The sequence below is a fragment of the Geobacillus zalihae NBRC 101842 genome (genome assembly GCF_001544135.1).
GTDB lineage: Bacteria > Bacillota > Bacilli > Bacillales > Anoxybacillaceae > Geobacillus > Geobacillus zalihae.
This window is the reverse complement of record NZ_BCPV01000026.1, coordinates 23622-41294: the sequence shown is the minus strand read 5'-3', so window position 1 is coordinate 41294 and position 17673 is coordinate 23622. Positions and strand designations below refer to the sequence as shown.

Annotated in this window: 16 protein-coding genes; 11 read left to right on the top strand and 5 right to left on the bottom strand. The window is 54.2% G+C overall.

Annotation, left to right across the window (positions count from 1 at the left end; translation table 11 throughout):
• Positions 1-2: 2 nt before the first annotated feature.
• From GZ1_RS09065 to GZ1_RS09045, 5 genes are read left to right on the top strand one after another with little or no spacing between them, the layout of a single operon-like run.
• On the top strand, positions 3-1391 hold the full coding sequence (locus GZ1_RS09065; RefSeq protein WP_015375871.1) for an O-antigen polymerase: 1389 nt from the start codon (positions 3-5) through the stop codon (positions 1389-1391).
• Entirely contained in the window at positions 1392-2507 is a 1116-nt protein-coding gene (locus GZ1_RS09060; protein ID WP_060788360.1) for a glycosyltransferase, read from the top strand.
• Positions 2504-3586: a glycosyltransferase gene (locus tag GZ1_RS09055; RefSeq protein WP_060788359.1), complete on the top strand. Its 1083-nt coding sequence runs from the start codon at positions 2504-2506 to the stop codon at positions 3584-3586. The genes GZ1_RS09060 and GZ1_RS09055 overlap by 4 nt, the downstream gene beginning before the upstream one ends.
• Entirely contained in the window at positions 3583-3849 is a 267-nt protein-coding gene (locus tag GZ1_RS09050; RefSeq protein WP_060788358.1) for a hypothetical protein, read from the top strand. The genes GZ1_RS09055 and GZ1_RS09050 overlap by 4 nt, the downstream gene beginning before the upstream one ends.
• Entirely contained in the window at positions 3846-5102 is a 1257-nt protein-coding gene (locus GZ1_RS09045; RefSeq protein WP_015375867.1) for a glycosyltransferase family 4 protein, read from the top strand. Before GZ1_RS09050 ends, GZ1_RS09045 begins: the two co-directional genes overlap by 4 nt.
• Before the next feature lie 106 nt (positions 5103-5208).
• Here the strand turns inward: GZ1_RS09045 and GZ1_RS09040 are convergent, their stop codons facing one another.
• From GZ1_RS09040 to GZ1_RS09020, 5 genes are all read right to left on the bottom strand, one after another.
• Positions 5209-6540, bottom strand: coding sequence for a SpoIID/LytB domain-containing protein (locus GZ1_RS09040; RefSeq protein WP_060788357.1), 1332 nt, complete (start codon positions 6538-6540; stop codon positions 5209-5211).
• Between the two features lie 3 nt (positions 6541-6543).
• Complete coding sequence (locus GZ1_RS09035) at positions 6544-7221, bottom strand: SH3 domain-containing protein (protein ID WP_013146448.1); 678 nt, start codon at positions 7219-7221, stop codon at positions 6544-6546.
• 218 nt (positions 7222-7439) lie between these two features.
• Complete coding sequence (locus GZ1_RS09030; RefSeq protein ID WP_013146447.1) at positions 7440-9887, bottom strand: SH3 domain-containing protein; 2448 nt, start codon at positions 9885-9887, stop codon at positions 7440-7442.
• A 237-nt stretch (positions 9888-10124) separates the two neighbouring features.
• A complete protein-coding gene (locus GZ1_RS09025; RefSeq protein ID WP_015375865.1) occupies positions 10125-11132 on the bottom strand; it encodes an LCP family protein in 1008 nt (335 codons plus the stop codon).
• 32 nt (positions 11133-11164) lie between these two features.
• Positions 11165-11806 (bottom strand): YigZ family protein, encoded by a 642-nt coding sequence (locus GZ1_RS09020; protein ID WP_060788356.1) that lies wholly within the window; start codon positions 11804-11806, stop codon positions 11165-11167.
• A 219-nt stretch (positions 11807-12025) separates the two neighbouring features.
• Between GZ1_RS09020 and GZ1_RS09015 the strand changes: the two genes are divergently transcribed.
• From GZ1_RS09015 to GZ1_RS08990, 6 genes are all read left to right on the top strand, one after another.
• Complete coding sequence (locus GZ1_RS09015) at positions 12026-13207, top strand: sensor histidine kinase (protein ID WP_060788355.1); 1182 nt, start codon at positions 12026-12028, stop codon at positions 13205-13207.
• Positions 13204-13878: a response regulator gene (locus tag GZ1_RS09010; RefSeq protein WP_011232620.1), complete on the top strand. Its 675-nt coding sequence runs from the start codon at positions 13204-13206 to the stop codon at positions 13876-13878. The genes GZ1_RS09015 and GZ1_RS09010 overlap by 4 nt, the downstream gene beginning before the upstream one ends.
• Positions 13879-14121: 243 nt before the next feature.
• Positions 14122-14967 (top strand): DegV family protein, encoded by an 846-nt coding sequence (fakB, locus tag GZ1_RS09005; protein ID WP_060788354.1) that lies wholly within the window; start codon positions 14122-14124, stop codon positions 14965-14967.
• A gap of 112 nt (positions 14968-15079) precedes the next feature.
• Complete coding sequence (locus GZ1_RS18915; protein ID WP_060788353.1) at positions 15080-15268, top strand: hypothetical protein; 189 nt, start codon at positions 15080-15082, stop codon at positions 15266-15268.
• Positions 15269-15542: 274 nt separating this feature from the next.
• Entirely contained in the window at positions 15543-16934 is a 1392-nt protein-coding gene (locus GZ1_RS08995; protein ID WP_060788352.1) for an ATP-dependent helicase ComFA, read from the top strand.
• On the top strand, positions 16931-17623 hold the full coding sequence (locus tag GZ1_RS08990) for a ComFC family protein (protein WP_060788351.1): 693 nt from the start codon (positions 16931-16933) through the stop codon (positions 17621-17623). Before GZ1_RS08995 ends, GZ1_RS08990 begins: the two co-directional genes overlap by 4 nt.
• Positions 17624-17673: the final 50 nt, after the last annotated feature.

The following is a 17673-nucleotide window of genomic DNA, read 5'->3' as shown; positions in this document are numbered from 1 at the left end:
GCATGTTGGACGTGTTGATTGGGTTGATTGTTCTTGTCGCCTCCACCTTGATGTTTCGCTATGCAGCGGGGACGCTTTCATGGACGGCGCCGAATCTCGTGTCGATTGTGTACTATTACTCGTTCCTTCTGTCAAGCTTCATCGGCGCGCTGCTGATCGCCTTGGGGATGGACGATTACTACATGATTCGCAAGCTGTTTCGGCCTGAGGAATACCGGCAGATTGGATTTGCTGTCGTATGCTTTGTCATGATCGTGTTCCCGCTGTCGATGGTGGTCGTTTCAAGGCTGTGCGGATTTGAAGCGAGGCAGGAGTTTCGCGCCTATTTGCAAAAGCCGCTTTCTCCGTTGGCTGGAGCGACGGGCAGCCAAGTGTTTTATGCGTTTTTGGCGCTGTCGCTGCTCAGTTTTGCCGCCATTGCATATATGATTTGGAAAACGCCGACGATTCCGGTGTTTGCGCTCTTGACAGGGACGGATGAGAGCTTGGCTGCGTTGCGTGTTGAGGCGTCGCGCCATTTTGCCGGAAACGTGCTCGTTCGCAATATTTTTGCCATTACGCTCACGCCGCTTTTGTCGTTTATCGCTTATTTGTTTGCCGAGCTGACGCACGAGTGGCGGTGGAAGCTGCTGTTTATCTGTCTGTTTGTCGGGGCGGTGTTCGTCAATGTGTATGATTTGGCCAAATCGCCGATTTTCTTTTACGTGATGATGTTTTTGCTGATTCGCATCTACATTGGAAAAACAAGGCTGTCGGCGGCGAAATTGGCGTTGTATGGGGGAGTGGGGGCGGCGGTGCTCGTCGGCATGTACATCGTCATTCAAGGGGTGCAAGATGTTGCGACCTTTTTGTCTTACAACAAAGGCCCGATCGGCCGCATGATTTTGGCGCAAATCGCGCCGACGTTTCTTCATTTGAATTTGTTCGGCGAAGCGCTGCCATTTCTTTATGGAAAAAGCTTGCCCTCGATTTTAACAGGGTTGTTTGACGTCGAGAATGTCCGCTCCGCCCGCCTCGTGATGGCGCACGTGTTCCCAGAGCGGATTGAAGACGGGACAGGGGGAGTGTTGAACACCCTTTTTGTCGCTGAGGCGTATGCCAATTTCGGTTATGTGGGGATCGTCATCGGCACGCTGTATGTCGGTGTCGTGACGCAGCTGTTGTATATTGGGTTTCTACGGCTGCCAAAAAATCCTTTGTTTTTAAGTTTGTTCGTTTATTTTTCCATTAACATCCCCCGCACGCTCGTCGGTGGGTTCACCGATTTTTTGTTCAATCCGACCTGGGTGCTGCTCGTGGCATTGTTTGGCGGAATGGCGTTGTGGCTGCGGGTGCAGGGGGATTTACGGGCATGGTTTGCAACGAAAAGGCGAATGACCGATGAGGGATGAATGATGAAAACCGTATTGATTTATTACCCGTTTTCACTCGCCGCGGAACGAAACAGCGGGTCAAAGCTGCGGCCGTATGAAATGCATCAAGCGTTTTTGCGCTGGGGAGCGAAAGAGGGAGTGGACGTTCTTCTGATCGCCGGCACGTCAGCCGAGCGGGAGAAGCAATTTCAAGAGCTCCGCAGCCAAGGCAAGCTCGATGATGTCTGGTTTTGCTATATGGAAAACCAGACGATTCCGCTTTGGCTCACGGACCCAGGACACCGGCCGCAACGTCCGTTCGTCGACCGAGACGTTCTCCGCTACTTGAAAGCCCGCAATGTTCCGATCGGCGTCTTTTACCGCGACGTCTATTGGAAGTTTCCTGATTTGTATCCGCTCCGCGGTTGGAAAAAAACGGCCATGCAAATGATGTACCGTTGGGAAGAACGGTTTTACGAGCGGTACTGCGATGTCATCTTTTTGCCGAGCCTCGAAATGGGAACATACGTCGCGATCCGCCGCCCGATGGTCGATTTGCCGCCGGGTGGGAAGCAAAAGCCGTTTCAGCGGTTCGGGACGGCGAAACAGCCGCTGAATGCCATTTATGTTGGCGGCATCAACAATGCCGACTATGGGCTTTTGCTCCTGCTTGAGGCGATTCGCTTGGCAAACCGCCGCAAGCCGCTTGTTTCGCTCACCGTCGTCTGCCGAAAAGACGAGTACGAGCGGCAGCCGCTTGCGGTGAAAGAAGAGCTTGCCGCCTTGCAAGTGCGCGTCGAGCACGTCAGCGGCGAAGCGCTCGACCGTTTGTATGCGGAGATGGATTTCGCCTTCATCCCGCGGCGGCGGAGCGAGTACAATGATTTTTCCGTTCCCGTCAAACTGGTCGACTATCTGTCGAGCGGCCTGCCGATTGTCGCCACCGCTTGCTCAGCGCAAAAGCGATTGATTGAAGCGGATGGGTATGGCGTCATTTGCGACGACAACCCGTCGTCGATGGCAGAAGCGATCGCCAAGATGGCGGACATGCTCGAGGAGTGCCGCTTGCGCATTGCGCGGACGTTTATGGCGAAACATTCATGGGAAGCGAGAGTGGAAAAGGTGAAAGAAACGTTGGTGGGGGGCCTCCGATGAAAGTCGCCTTATTGGCTCCAAGCAAATCGATCCATACGCATAAGTGGGCCCGCTTTTACCAAACGCAAGGCATCGATGTGAAAGTCGTGACGTTTAAAGACCATTACGGGCCGGAGCAAGCGAAAGAAGTCGAGACAGTCGTGCTGCCGAAATGGCTGCCGGGGAAGTTGTCGTATTTTTCCACTGTCTTTTCATTAAAGCGGCTGCTCGCTTCGTTTCGACCAGATATTTTGCACGCCCATTATGCCTCCAGCTACGGGTTGATCGGGGCGCTTGCGGGGTATCATCCGTTTTACGTCTCCGTCTGGGGACGCGACGTGTATCAGTTTCCGAATGCCAATCGCTGGAACCGACGGATGCTTGAATATACATTGCAGCGAGCGGATGTCATTTGTTCGACAAGTCATGTGATGGCGAAAGAAACCGGAAAGTATACGGACAAACCGATCGAAGTGACGCCGTTTGGTGTTGATGTCGCCCGCTTCAAACCGTTGCCGAAACAGCCGAAACGGACCGTGACGATCGGCACGGTGAAAGCTCTTTCCGACAAGTACGGGATCGCCGATTTGATTCGGGCGTTTGCCATTGTGCACGAGCGGCATCCGCAAACGGAGCTGTTGATCGTCGGCGACGGGCCGCAGCGGAGCGAATACGAGGAGCTGTGCGCCCGCCTCGGCATCCAATCCGTGACGACGTTTGCCGGCAAAGTTCCGAACGAACAAGTGCCGCTGTATATCAATCAAATGGATATTTTCGCCGTGCCTTCGACGGAAGACAGCGAAAGTTTTGGCGTTGCCGCCGTCGAGGCGATGGCGTGCGGCGTTCCCGTTGTCGTCTCCAACGTCGGCGGGTTGCCGGAAGTCGTTCGTGAGGGAACAACGGGGTTGATCGTGCCGAAAAACAGTCCGGAAAAGCTGGCGGAGGCGTTCGAACGGCTGCTGCTTGATGAGAGGCTGCGGCAACGAATGGGGGAAAACGGCGTCAACCATGTCCATGAACATTACGATTGGACGGAAAATGCGATGCGCATGATCCGATTGTATGAACAAACGTTGAAAGGCGGTGGAGGGAGTCGATGAGGAGCAAAGCCGTCATGTCAGCCGCCGCGGTTGGTGCTCGTTTGTTGCCGAAAGCGGAGGCTAAGTCGCGAAGCCGGCGGCTTTCCGTTGGCAAGCTCATGATGACCGTTGGTTCGCGGCAACGATTATCCATCCAAGGACAGCGGGACGATGCCAGGGGGGCGTTTCCCCTTTTCCACGCCTCGTTTGCGCTCGCCTCTTGGCGCTCGAAATGGAACGTTCGTTTGCGATTTTTTGGGAAAGTGGTGTGGAGCGGGCCATGAGGATCATGTACCTATGCCAACACTTCCCGCCGGAAACAGGCGCACCGCAAATTCGTGTGTATGAGGTGAGCAAAGAGCTGATCAAACGGGGGCATCAAGTGGAAGTGCTCACGGCGTTCCCGCATCATCCGCACGGCGTCATCCCCAAGCCATACCGCGGCCTGTTTTATTTGTTCGAACAATGGGACGGCATTCCCGTTCATCGGACATGGATTTATCCGTCGCCAAAGGGGAGCTTTTGGAAACGGCTCGCTTCGTATTTTTCGTTTACGTTCAGCTCGTTTTATTCGCTGCTTGTGAAAGCGAAGCCGACGGATGTGATCATTTGCAATTCCCCGCCGTTGTTTTTAGGGATCACCGGGTACGTGGGTGCGAAGTTGAAACGGGCGAAGTTTGTTTTCAACGTCGCCGACATTTGGCCGGAATCGGCCGTTGAGCTCGGCATTTTGAAAAATCGGCTGTTCATTCGAATGGCGAGATGGCTCGAGCTGTTTTTATACCGGAAGGCGTGGAAAATCGCCGCCGCGACGGAAGGCATTCGCGATTATATGATTGAGCAAGGGAAAGCGCCCGAAGATGTCTTTTTATTGCCGAACGGCGTCAACACGGATGTGTTTCGCCCGTTGCCGAAAAACAAGAAGCTGCTCGCGGAATTAGGGCTCGAAGGAAAAGTGGTGTTTACGTACGCCGGAACGATGGGATACGCCCAAGGGCTCGATTCGGTGCTGCGGGCGGCGGCCATCGTCAAAGCGAAAGATGAACGGGCGCATTTCCTGTTTGTCGGCGACGGCCAAGAGCGGGAAAAGCTGATGGCGTTAAAAGAAGAGCTTGGCCTTGACAATGTGACGTTTTACGGATCCGTTCCGGTTGAGAAGATGCCGGAGATTTTCTCCATCACCGATTACAGCATCGTTTCGCTGCGCAACATCGACTTGTTTAAAGGAGCAAGGCCGTCGAAAATTTTCCCGGCGATCGCCACCGGAACCCCGGTGCTGTATTGCGGCGAAGGGGAGAGCGCAGAGATTTTAGAAACATACCATTGCGGAAAAATCGCTCCTCCAGAAAATCCCGAACAGATCGCCGCGGCGGTTCTCGAGCTGCTTTGCCTTCCGAGAGAGGAATACGAAAAGATGGCGGAAAATGGGCGCAAGTTGGCGGTGGAGCAATACTCATGGATTCGCATTGTCGACGATTTGCTTCACGCCCTTGGCGATGAAACAAAACGTGAATCCGTCAGATGGACAGAAAAATAGAAAAAGAAGAAAGGGCGTTCCGCTCACAAAGAAGGACGCCCTTTTTTGTTCCCGCGTGATGCCGAGGTGGAGAGCAAAATCCCGTATGACATCATGGACTCTGTCGCTAGAACGAGACTTCAGCACCGGGGAAGTAGTGTTCTAAAATTTGATCCGCCGTCCATCCGCGCTCGGCGAATGCTTTTGCTCCGTATTGGCTCATGCCGACCCGGTGCCCCCAGCCTTTTCCCGTGACGGTGATCGAGCTGACCCCTGACGGCGAGGCGGAAAGCGGCATGATGCCATCCGTTGTTTGTACTTTGATTCCTTCGACGCCGGCGAGCGAAACCGTTCCGTTCTCTGTTTGGACAGAATAAGATGACAAGGAAGAGGCGGCGATGCTGCCGTTCGTCGTTTGAATCGACACGGATGGACCGCTTTTTTGCACTTGAATGTCGAACCAGTTGGACGGCAAGATGCCGTAAAATTGATTGCCGTCTAGCGGGAACAGTTTGCGGATGGTCGTTTCATTGCCTTTCACCGTTTTTTCGCCGGCCGAGGTTTCAATCGTGACGGCCCCCACTTCCCCGTTCGCGCCGGTTTTGGTGATCGAGACGTCGTATAAAACAACCGATGGATCGGTGAGCCCGAACGAACGCAGCAGCACAGACGGGGAGAAGGTGAACGACCAACGGCTGTACGGCGATGATTCATACGGGTCATCGACGCTCGCCAAATATGGGTAGGCGGTTTGCGACGAGTTCCAGACGTCGCTTACGTTGGCGGTTCTGCCGCCGCTTGTCGAGTGGTAATACGTTTCAATGACACTGCCATTATATTTAAGATACAATCCTCTTGTCGCATCCACTGCCTCGTTCGATCGGAGAGATTCTCCATCATATCCTTTATACGTCTGTGTGTTTGGATTGGTCGTCAAACTTGTTTTATGTTTATAGGCATAGTTTCGGGCTGCAATGGCTTGCGCCTTCAGCGCCTCAAGCGGCCAAGAGGCAGGCATCTCGCTCGGCACGACTCCTTTTAAATAATCTTCCATATCTAAAATATTGACAGCATACAAGGCGCTGTTTTGCAGGCGAATGTCGACGCTTCCCCGATACCGCGTTTGGTTCACCTTGACAAGGGACAACGGCGCCGCGCCGATTGTTTCTTGAATAGTAAATCCGGTGCTTGAAAAATCCGTCTTTCCATTGTACGTGACAAACACGGTCGAAGAGGAAGACCGAAATGTCAGATTTGTCCCGCTTGGCAACGGGGTGATCGTCAACGTCTCTTTATTGACGATTTGATAGTTTCCTTCGACGGCGGCTGTCACCGATGCCCCTTTATATAAAAGGACTTGCACGGGATTGTTGTACGTTTTCACCCCAGCGGCGTTCGAGGCGGAAGGAGAGGTGATGAGCCAAAACAGGACGACGGCCAACCACGCTAGTTTTTTCACCGTCTACTTCACCTCACCAAATTCAGCGGCCATCCAACCCCGCCGCCCGTCAGACAGCTGCACGTTGTACCATTTCTCTCCTTTGCTGTTGGTAAACGGCTGGATATAGACCATCTCTGTCCCTTTTGGAACGGTCGCAATAATCGGATAAGAAGTCGTCGCTCCTTTTCGAATATTGACCGCGGCCGTGGCGATGACGTGCTTGGTGCTGTCGCTGCTGACAGCGGATGTCGAGACATCGCCTGAATGGATCCATCCTTTCAGCGATGAAGATAGGACGACGTTGTACCAAAGTCCTTGGGAAGTAAGGTGCGCCCCGACGACTTGCAGTGAAGCCCCTGCCTGTTTATAAGTGATGACGCGGTAGCTCGTTGACGCTCCGCTGCGGACGGCCGCATTGTTTTTCGCTACATAGACGACAGAAGGCAAAGAAGGCGAAGCGGGTTTGCTGGCAAGTTGTTGTTGAAGCTGTTGAATTTGTTGTTGCTGGGCGGCCAGTTGTGCTTTCAGATTGGCAATGTCGTTTTTCATCGGGTTGAGCTGGGACGTCACCCAGTCGACGCTCGCTAACACGACTTCTTCCGATGCTTTCATCGCCGATGGCGTAAACAAGAGGGCGCCTGCCGTCATTCCGACCGCCAGGCTGGCAGCAACGGCCCATTTGGCTTTTCGTTTCATCATGTTCATCTCCCCCGTTTTTGGATATGGAAAGAAAGGAGAATAATAGCTTTCCTAAAAGGCCGGTGAAACACAACGGATTCGCTTGGTTCATGAGGAATCGCAAGGAATGAAAACGCGATGTTGCCATGTTTCTCCAGCTTGAGAAACACTGTTGCCAAAGCTTTATATCCGTTGCATCATCGGCCTTCTCATGCTATTATTCTCCGAATGTGAACAAACTAGAATTGGCTGAAGTATTCTTCCAGTCCTTCGCGAATGCCGACGGCTGCTTTTTGGCGGAACGCTTTCGTTTTGAGCAGCGCCTCTTCATTCGGATTGGAGATGAAGGCGAGCTCAACAAGAATGCTCGGCAGCTCGTTTTTCCGGTTGACGTAAAAGTCTTGCGTTTTATGGCCGCGGTCATATGTTCCGAGCTGTTGGACAAGATGTTTTTGCACGATGGCGGCCAACTGCTCGCTTTTTGGCCCGTTGAAGTTGCTCGATACGTTGTAGTACGTTGTCGTTCCGCGAGATGTCCGCGAGTACGAGTCGGCGTGAATGCTGATAAAGGCGTCGTAGTCGGAACTGTTGGCGATCCATGTCCGTTCCGACAGCTCCAAAAAGATGTCGGTGCTTCGCGTCAATTTCACGATCGCTCCGGCCCGCTCCAATTCTTCTTTTAGCAATAAGGCGGTGTCCAGCGTAATATCTTTTTCCCGCGTGCCGCCAGGGCCGATCGCCCCGGTGTCGTGCGCCCCGTGCCCTGCGTCAATAATGATTTTTTTGCCCTTGAGTCCGGTCTCGAGAATTTTCAGCGCCAATCGGTCGCTGTAATGGCGAAGGGTGAACGTGTACCCCGGTTCAAAGGTGATGAGCAGGCTGCTGCCCGTCCACTCCACCGTTTGGATGCCTGGAATGTCGGTCGACGGGACTTCAGCGTAGGAAAACGAGCCGGTGATTTTCAGGCGATTGCCAGGCAACAACGAATAGGAGACGCGGAAATTAGACGTTTTTTTCCACGTCAAATAGGCATTGTCGTTGATGGTCGAAAACGTCGGTTCCACGAGACTATTTAAGGCGACGGTAGAGGTGCTCGATTCTTCCACCCATCCGCGGACGCCATTGGATGTTTCGACATTCAGCCATCCATGATATTCGTAAAGGACAGCAAGCCGCTCATTCGCTGCCAGCGTCTTCAACGATTGATAGTTTGAAGAGGCGCCTCGGCGCAGCGGAGTGCCCGCCTGTTTGACGTATACGTAGGATGGGGCGTTGACTTCAAACGCCGGCATCCATCCCGTTTTCCCCGATGCAGAGGTGACTTGCACCCAGTCGAACGGAGATGCTTCTGTCGTCTTCAAAACCGTGACCGTTCGGTTTTTCGCAATCCGCTCGATGACGGCGGCGCTCAACGAAGGTTCGGCAAACAGCGCCGCATTAGCGGTTGTCACCTGCTTTTGCTTCCCCTGGCTGGCTGGTGGGGAAAGGTAGGATTTGGTTACGACCGTCTCGTGCACCCAGCCGAGCGTTTTTCCATTGAGGGACACTTTGTACCAAAGCGCTCCCGACGCATCTTTGGCGCTTGACAGGCTGTTCAGTTTGGTTCCTTTTTTCAGTTGGGTGACGACTTTTGCTTTTAAAGATGGAGCTTGCCGCACATTGGCGACCGACACGCTGACCGTCAGCGGCTGGCCTGAGATGCTGGACGTATCCGAGACACCGCTTGGAACCGAAATGGTTGATGACATCGTCAACACTTTTTCCGACACCCATCCCCGGACATGTCCGAGATCAACGCGGTACCAAAGTTCCTGACCATTTGTGACGAACAAATCGATCACTTTGACAGATTGACCGCGTGACACTGTGGCGACGGCGCGGTAATGGACGCTCGCCCCGCGGCGAACCGGGGAGGACTGCACAACGTTCATGAATGTCGGCAAAAGTGTCGGAAGCTGTTTGGGTATGTAGATCTGTTCCGTTTTCACCCATCCTTTGACTCCCGCCCACTCCACACGCACATACTGTTCCCCGAGCGAATTGGTGAACTCGGCCATGATGGAGACGACATCGCCGTTAGACAGTGTTTTTACGACCGGATAGTAAGGGGATGCCCCCTTGCGCATCGCGATGTCGTTGGCGGCGATGACCGCACGCTTTCCGACGAGCATGGAAGGTGGTTGGTTGGAAAAGCTGTCCGCACGCGCCCAGCCGGTGACGCCTCCGTACTCGATGCGGTACCACGTTTCACCATAGGCGTTTTGAAACTCGTCTATGACGTTCACTTGTTGGCCAGCGGGAATCGAACCAACGGCCCGATATGAATCGGTTGCCCCTCTTTTCAGCAACGAGTCTTGCTTGGCGAACATCACGTTAGGGAAGGCGGAAGAGACATGCGCTTCAGAAAAGTCGTCTGCCCGCGCCCAGCCCGTGATGCCCTTGTATTCGATGCGATACCACGTTTCGCCAGCAGCATTTTGGAACTTGTCGATGACCTTTACTTGTTGGCCAGCGGAAATGGATTCGACGATTTGATAGGAATCCGTCGCTCCTCTCCTCAGCAAAGCGTTATGCTCCGCGACCATGAGTGTCGGTGAGGATGAGGACGGACTTCCATCGGCGGCCAAGGCGGCTGACGGCCATAGCGGGCAAGTCGCCAACAAGACGGAAAGAAGCGTTTTTTTCAAGGATTCGATCCCCCCTTTTTCTCAAGTTTGTGTTTTCTATACTATCATAGCGAATTTTGCCGTTTTATCCAACCCGAATTCAGTCCTATTATGAGAAAAAATGAAAAGTTTTGTTGAAAAAGAGAGAAAAAAGCAGAGGACATGAAAGGTTGTGCTCTTTCATCATCATTGCGGCATGATACGCTGTAAATGGAAAAAGGCGCCCCATTGCGTTTGGGAGCACCTTCTTTGTGATCGTTAATTTTGGCTTTGTGTGGATGGTGAATCGCTGCGCGTGAGGGAGGCGTTGGACGTCTCGAGCGCTTGCCGCAGCGTTTCATTGATTGAGCTGACCGATTGCTCGTCCGGGATGTAGTAGTACACGCCGTTGATCGTTTCGTCGTATCCTTTCAAATGCAAATTTTCTACATCCGCGTTTTTCATTTTTTGATAGACGTAGATGAATGACAACAACTCGGACGGAGGGATGTTCGTCCGCACGTGATCCCCTAAATCGGCGATGACGTCATCCAGCTTCGGCAGCGAGGTGATGGACGTGCTTTTGTCAATAATGGCGCGAATGACTTGCTTTTGCCGCTCGTTTCGGCCAAAATCGCCGCGGGGGTCCGATTTTCTCATGCGCACATAGGCGAGCGCTTCATTGCCATTCAACTCTTGTTTGCCTTTATGGAACGTATGCCATTTGAGCGAACCTGTCAGCTGAGCTTTGAATGTGAACGGAACATCCACCGTGACGCCGCCTAGGGAATCGACAATTTTTTCGAACCCTTCAAAATCCGTCGTCACGTAATAGTCGATCGGAACATTGATCAGCTCATTGACGGCTGCAATGGTCGATTGAATGCCGCCATGACTGTAAGAATGGGTGATTTTGTCTTTCCGCCCTTCGCTCGGGATGTAAACGCGCGTATCGCGGGGAATGCTCAACAAATACACTTTGTTCGTCTTCGGATTGACGGTCAACAACATGACGACATCAGACCGCCCCTCCTCGTCGTGGTACTGGTTTTCCACTCCGACTAACAGAACGGTAAATGGGTCTTTGCGCATCTCAATGTTTCTTGCCGGCTTGCTTGATGGATCAAGCGCTTGATAAATTTTGCTTGACGCCTGTTTCGCCTCGGAGTAAATATTGTAGCCAAAGGCGCCGACACCCCCGAGCAACAGAAGAAACACGAGCAAAAAGAATCGGCGGAGCCGCTTTTTTTTCTTTCGCTTTTTCACCGTTTTTCTTGTATGATTCATCGTTTAACCCTTCTTTCCTTTACGGTGTCGTTTTAGGAAGACGGAAGCAGCCGCTCGGCATACTCCATTGCTCCCGCCTGAATGTCCGCCCTTCCGTTTGTCAGTTCGGTCATCCACTCGCCGAACGAAGACTGGCCGTCCTCGGGAACGAGAACGTCAAACGCAACGCGGTCGGCATATTGGATATTTTTAATAGTATATACGGAAGAGCGTAGCTCATTTTCCACTTTCCCAAGCCACGGGTAGTCGATCGTGACACGCATGACGCGCATGAGCCGACGCTCGACGATGCCGGCGGCGTTCAGCCCCTCGGAGACAGCGCGGCTGTAAGCGCGCACCAACCCGCCCGCGCCGAGCTTGATGCCGCCAAAGTAGCGGGTGACAACGGCGACGGTGTCTTTCACCCCTTTTTTCTTCAGCACCTCAAGCATGGGCACCCCTGCGGTGCCGCTCGGCTCGCCGTCATCGTTCGCTTTTTGGATTTGGTCATGCTCGCCGATCAAATAGGCGGAGCAGTTGTGGGTGGCGTCCCAATGCTTCTTCTTGATTTGTTGAATAAAGGCGACGGCCTCTTCCTCGGTTTCGGCGCGATTGATATAGCAGATGAACCGTGATTTTTCGATCACGATCTCGCGTTCGCCGTATCCTTTGACCGTGTAATATGTTTGCAACAAAGCAAAACACCTCAACATACAAAAAACGCGAAAACGGTTTAATTTTGTTCATTTTTTTGCATGAATGGCTAGCGCTCTACTCTCATTATGGTAAACTGAAAATAAAAGAGCAATAGATAGGGCATGCTTTTATTATTATAAATCGACAACTTTTTTCCTTCAAACAAATTTTGCTGGCGCCCATGCGCACCGCTTGGCAGCGCTGTTGGAGGTTGGCAAATGGCTGAGGCAAAACAGTGGGACGTGAAGCAATTAGATCGGATTGTCGAAAAAATGATCGACACCGTTCAACACAGCAAAGACGAAATTTTCCGCATCGGGGAGCAGTCGCGTCAAGAGCACGACCATTTGCTTCGCGAACTCGAGGAGGTGAAGCGGCTGACCGTGCAGGCGATCGAAGAAGCGGATCAGCTGGAAATGAAGGCGCGTCAGGCGCGCCGCCGCCTGTCGGAAGTGAGTCAAAACTTTTCCACCCACTCGGAGCAAGATATTCGCGAGGCGTATGAAGCGGCGCATGAGCTGCATATGAAGCTGACGATGGTGCGCGAGAGGGAGAAACAACTGCGGCTGCGCCGTGATGAACTCGAGCGGAGATTGGCGAGCCTTGCGCAAATTATCGAACGCGCCGATTATTTAGTTGGACAAATTACGGTCGTGCTCCACTACTTAAACAGCGATTTCCGCCAGGTCGGCGAGCTTATTGAAGGAGCGAAGCAAAAGCAGGAATTTGGGCTGAAAATCATCGAAGCCCAGGAAGAAGAGCGGCGGCGGCTGTCGCGGGAAATCCATGACGGCCCGGCGCAGCTGCTCGCTCACGTCCTTCTTCGGTCTGATTTGGTCGAAAAGGTGATCAAAGAGCGAGGGACAGAGGCGGCGATCGCCGAGATTCGTGATTTTCGCAAAATGGTGCGTTCGGCTTTGTCCGAAGTGCGCCGCATCATTTACGATTTGCGGCCGATGGCGCTTGATGATTTAGGATTGGTTCCGACGCTAAAAAAATATTTGCAAACGACCGAAGAATATAATAACGGAGTCCATATTTCCTTTGTACATATCGGCGAAGAAATTCGGCTGCCGTCGCGGATGGAGGCGGCCGTGTTTCGGCTTGTCCAAGAATCGGTGCAAAACGCCTTGAAGCATGCCGAAGCGCGCCATATCGACGTCAAAATGGAAGTGACGTGCCACCATCTGCTTGTCAGTGTCAAAGACGATGGCAAAGGATTTGATCCATCGGTCAAAAAAGAAAATGCGTTCGGCTTGATTGGAATGCGGGAGCGGGTGGAGCTGCTCGGCGGCACGCTCGACATCCGCTCAAAGATTGGCAGCGGAACGACCGTGTTCATTCGCGTTCCGCTCGACCGTTCGACTGACAAAACGAACAAGGAGGAAAGGAAACGATGAAAACACGCATCGCGATTATCGACGATCACCAGCTGTTTCGCGAGGGCATCAAGCGCATTTTGGAATTTGAGGGCGATTTTGAAGTCGTGGCGGAAGGAAGCGACGGAAGCGAAGCGCTTTCGATCGTCGAAACATACCGCCCCGATTTGGTGCTGATGGACATTAACATGCCGGACATCAACGGCGTTGAGGCGACGAAACAGCTGATTGAAGCTTACCCTGATACGAAAGTCGTCGTGCTGTCGATTCATGACGATGAACACTATGTCATGCGCGCCTTGCAGACGGGAGCGACGGGGTATTTGCTGAAGGAGATGGACGCCGATACACTCATTGAGGCGGTGAGAATCGTCGCCGAAGGCGGTTCGTACTTGCATCCGAAAGTGACGCACAACTTGATTCGCGAATACCGCCGCTTGACGACAGAAAAAGGCGGCGCAGTGGTTAAGCAGGAGGTGCGCCGCCCGCTTCATTTGCTGACGCGGCGCGAGTGCGAAGTGCTGCAGCTGTTGGCCGACGGCAAAAGCAACCGCGCCATCGGCGAAGCGCTGTACATTAGCGAAAAAACGGTGAAAAACCACGTCAGTAGCATCTTGCAAAAATTAAACGTCAATGACCGGACGCAAGCCGTTGTGGTCGCGATCAAAAACGGCTGGGTCGAGGTGCGCTGAACGGAATGGGGGCTCTGGCCAGTCTTTGCAGCGGTGCATTGACGATCGAAGTGGCTTCCTGTGGCATCGATGCGCCGTTTGGCGGCGAAGGAGCAGCTTGGGCAAAGCGTTGCATGAGGATCAACGATTTTCCGCTTCACGGCTTGCCCGCGTTCTTTGCCTCCTCATGCATTGAGCGGTGGTGGACAGCCAGTCTTTTTGGTATAATGGCAGAAAAGGCTGAATCAGGAAGGAATGGCGCCCGTGAAAATTGCGATTGTCACCGATAGCACGGCTTATTTGCCAAAAGACGTGCGCGAGCGGCTCGGCATCCGGATGATTCCGCTCAGCGTCATTTTTGGGGACGAAACATATCGCGAAGAGATCGATATGACGGCCGATGAATTTTTCGCCAAAATCAAGCAGCACCCGAAGCTGCCGACGACATCGCAGCCCTCAGTCGGCGAATTTGTCGACTTGTTCACTGCCATTCGTGAGGAAGGGTACGACGCTGCCATCAGCATCCACCTCTCAAGCGGCATCAGCGGCACGTACCAAGGGGCGGTCACGGCAGGGACGATGGTGGATGGCCTGCGCGTTTACGCCTACGATTCGGAAATCAGCTGCATGGCGCAAGGGTTTTATGCGATCGAAGCGGCGGAAATGGCGCAGGCGGGGAGGTCCCCTGAGGATATCATCGCTCGCTTGGATGAAATGAAACAAACGCTGCGCGCTTACTTTATGGTCGACGACTTGTCCCACCTGCAGCGCGGCGGACGGCTCACTGGCGCGCAGGCGTTCATCGGCGGCCTCTTGCAAATCAAGCCGCTCCTTCGCTTTGAAAACAAAGTGATCGTGCCGTTTGAAAAAATCCGCACGCGCAAAAAGGCGGTGCAACGCATCGAGGAGCTGTTTGACGAAGATGCGGACAAAGGCGTTCCGCTCAAAGCCGCTATCATCCATGCCAACCAGCCCGATGAAGCGAGCCGTTGGCGCGATGAGCTGTCCGCCCGCTATCCGCACGTCGAATTTTCGATCAGCTATTTTGGCCCCGTCATCGCCACGCACGTCGGCGAAGGCGCGCTCGGGTTGACGTGGTATCAGCCTTAAGCCGAGGCCGCAAAGCGCCGTCTCGAGGCTCTACAGCCAAGCGCAAGGCGGAACGGTGCGCTCCGCCTTGCGCGGCGGCGAATTTGTTGTACAGTAGGTTTCTCTCTGCTTTATGAAACGGACCGAAGATGCGGGGCTGGCCGAACTTGTCGAACCGTTTTCCTTTCCTGAAAAACTTGTCGCTATTTCCCTGGGAATGTTGTCGAAACACGTTATCGATCGGCTCCATGACTCTCCTGTGAATCTTCGCTGGCATCAGGTTTTGCCGCATCCATTTCTTTCGAAGGCCGATATGTCGTGAAAAAGACGGTCAAACCACATCCTGATTCCATTTGGAAAGGCCTTTTCATCTCCACTTTCTTTTCTGATCGAATGTTGCCGTTTTGTGCATGGCGTCTGTTTTTTATTACCAGCCTTCTAAAGAATGCCGTGAGATCGCTCTTTCTGTCCCTTTATGCGTTTCAAGCCTCTCAACTTGGGGAGAGGGTGTTTTCCAAGGCGTTTTTGCCGCGTCACCCGCTCTGTTAGGATCTCAGAGACATGCTTTTCCTGAATGACAAAAGGAGTGATGCTCATTGTACATCCCCCCATCAACCGCTGCTTCGCCGCTTGTCGTCTGGCTCAATGGCCAGCGCCTACCCCGAGAGCAGCTGCCGTTTCCTGATGGAGAAGTCGCTGCCGCCATCCAGACCGGTTCGCTATGCGAACAGCCCGGGCTCATCAAAACAGCGCGCGGCTGGCGCTGCGGCCGTTGCGGAAATGATGATCGCCATCTGTTCGCCTCGTTTCCATGCGCCCGCTGTGGATCGGATTGCGCGTATTGCCGCAAGTGTCTCGTGATGGGGCGCATCAGCTCCTGCACCCGCCTTGTGCACGTGACGATGCCGCTTCCGTCCGAGCCGCACGAAGCGCCGCTTTCCTGGGACGGGGAACTGTCCGCCGCTCAGGCGGAGGCTGCCCAGGCAGTCCGCCAGGCGGTGCTGGACCGAAGCGAGCTGCTCGTTTGGGCCGTATGCGGGGCAGGGAAAACCGAGATGTTGTTTCCCGCCATCGCTGCCGCCTTGGAGGAAGGTTGGCGCGTTGGCCTCGCCACGCCAAGAGTGGACGTCGTCCGCGAGCTCGCCCCCCGCTTTCGCCAGGCGTTTCCTCGCGTTCCGCTCGCGGTTTGGTACGGAGGAAGCGAGGAGCGCGGGCGAATCGCCCCGCTCGTTCTTTCCACTACCCACCAACTGTTGCGCGCGTACCGCGCGTTTGATGTCATGATCATCGATGAAGTCGATGCATTTCCGTACTCGGTTGAACCGATGCTCGAATATGCCGTTAGTCAGGCACGAAAAGAACAATCGAGCCTCATTTATTTAACCGCCACTCCCTCCCGCGCTTGGCAGCGTGACATTGCGCGTGGCAAACGGAACGCCGCCGTCATCCCCGCCCGCTATCACGGCCATCCGCTCCCCGTCCCCGTGCTTGAATGGTGCGGCAATTGGCGCAAGCGGCTCGAGCGCGGCCGCTTGCCCGAAAACGTCCTTGCGTGGGTTCGCCATCGTTTGGAACAGAGAAAGCAGGCGTTTTTGTTCGTTCCTCATATCGATGAGCTTGAGGCGGTCGCCGGCCTGTTGCAACGGGTCGATCCCCGCATCGTCGGCGTCCACGCCGAAGCCCCGGATCGCGCCGATCATGTGCAGGCGTTTCGCGACGGGCGCGTTCCGCTGCTTGTGACGACGACGATTCTTGAGCGCGGCGTGACGGTACCGAACATCGATGTCGCCGTCCTTGGCGCCGAAGACCGCATCTTTACGGAAAGCGCTCTCGTGCAAATCGCGGGCCGCGTCGGCCGCCACGCGGCGTTTCCGGATGGCGACGTCCGCTTTTTCCATCACGGAAAAACGAACGAGATGGTACGGGCGCGTCGCCACATCCTTCGCATGAATGAAGAAGCGCGAAAAAGGGGGCTATTGCGCCCATGAACTGCCTCCTTTGTCATTCCCCGTACAATCCGATCACGAGCTGGCGCCAGCTGATTCTTCTTGAAGACCCAGACGTCCTTTGCCCGCGCTGCCGCGGTGCGTTTGTACTCATTGACGGCCGTCTTTGCGAGATGTGCGGCCGCCCGCTTGAGGAGGCGGCGCCATCCGTGTGCCCCGACTGCCTCCGATGGCAGGATGATGAACAATGGGGGAGGGCGCTCGTGAAAAACCGATCCGTCTATCTATACAACGACTGGATGAAAGACGTCGTCGCCTTATGGAAGTTCCGCGGCGACTATATCGTTGTCGAGGCGTTCCGCCGTCCGTTTGTCCACGCGTTTTTCCGCCATTTCGGCCGCGATTGGTGCATCGTTCCGATCCCGCTGAGCCGCGAGCGCCTCGATGAGCGCGGCTTCAACCAAGCCGAAGCGCTCGCCCGCCTGCTTCCATCCCCGTATTTCCTTTGGCTGGCCCGTCGGCATTCCGAGAAGCAGTCGAAAAAATCGCGCCGCGAACGGCTGAAGACCGACAACCCATTTTTCCTTGCCGATCATCCCCCTCTTGACGGAAAACGAATCGTGCTGATCGACGACATTTACACAACGGGCATCACCATCCGCCACGCCGCCCGCGTCTTGCTTGAAGCGGGGGCGGCGGAAGTCGGGGCGCTGACGCTCGTACGGGCGTGAAGGGTGTAAACATTCTGGGGGATGTGCCGATATAAACAGTAGCAACTGAA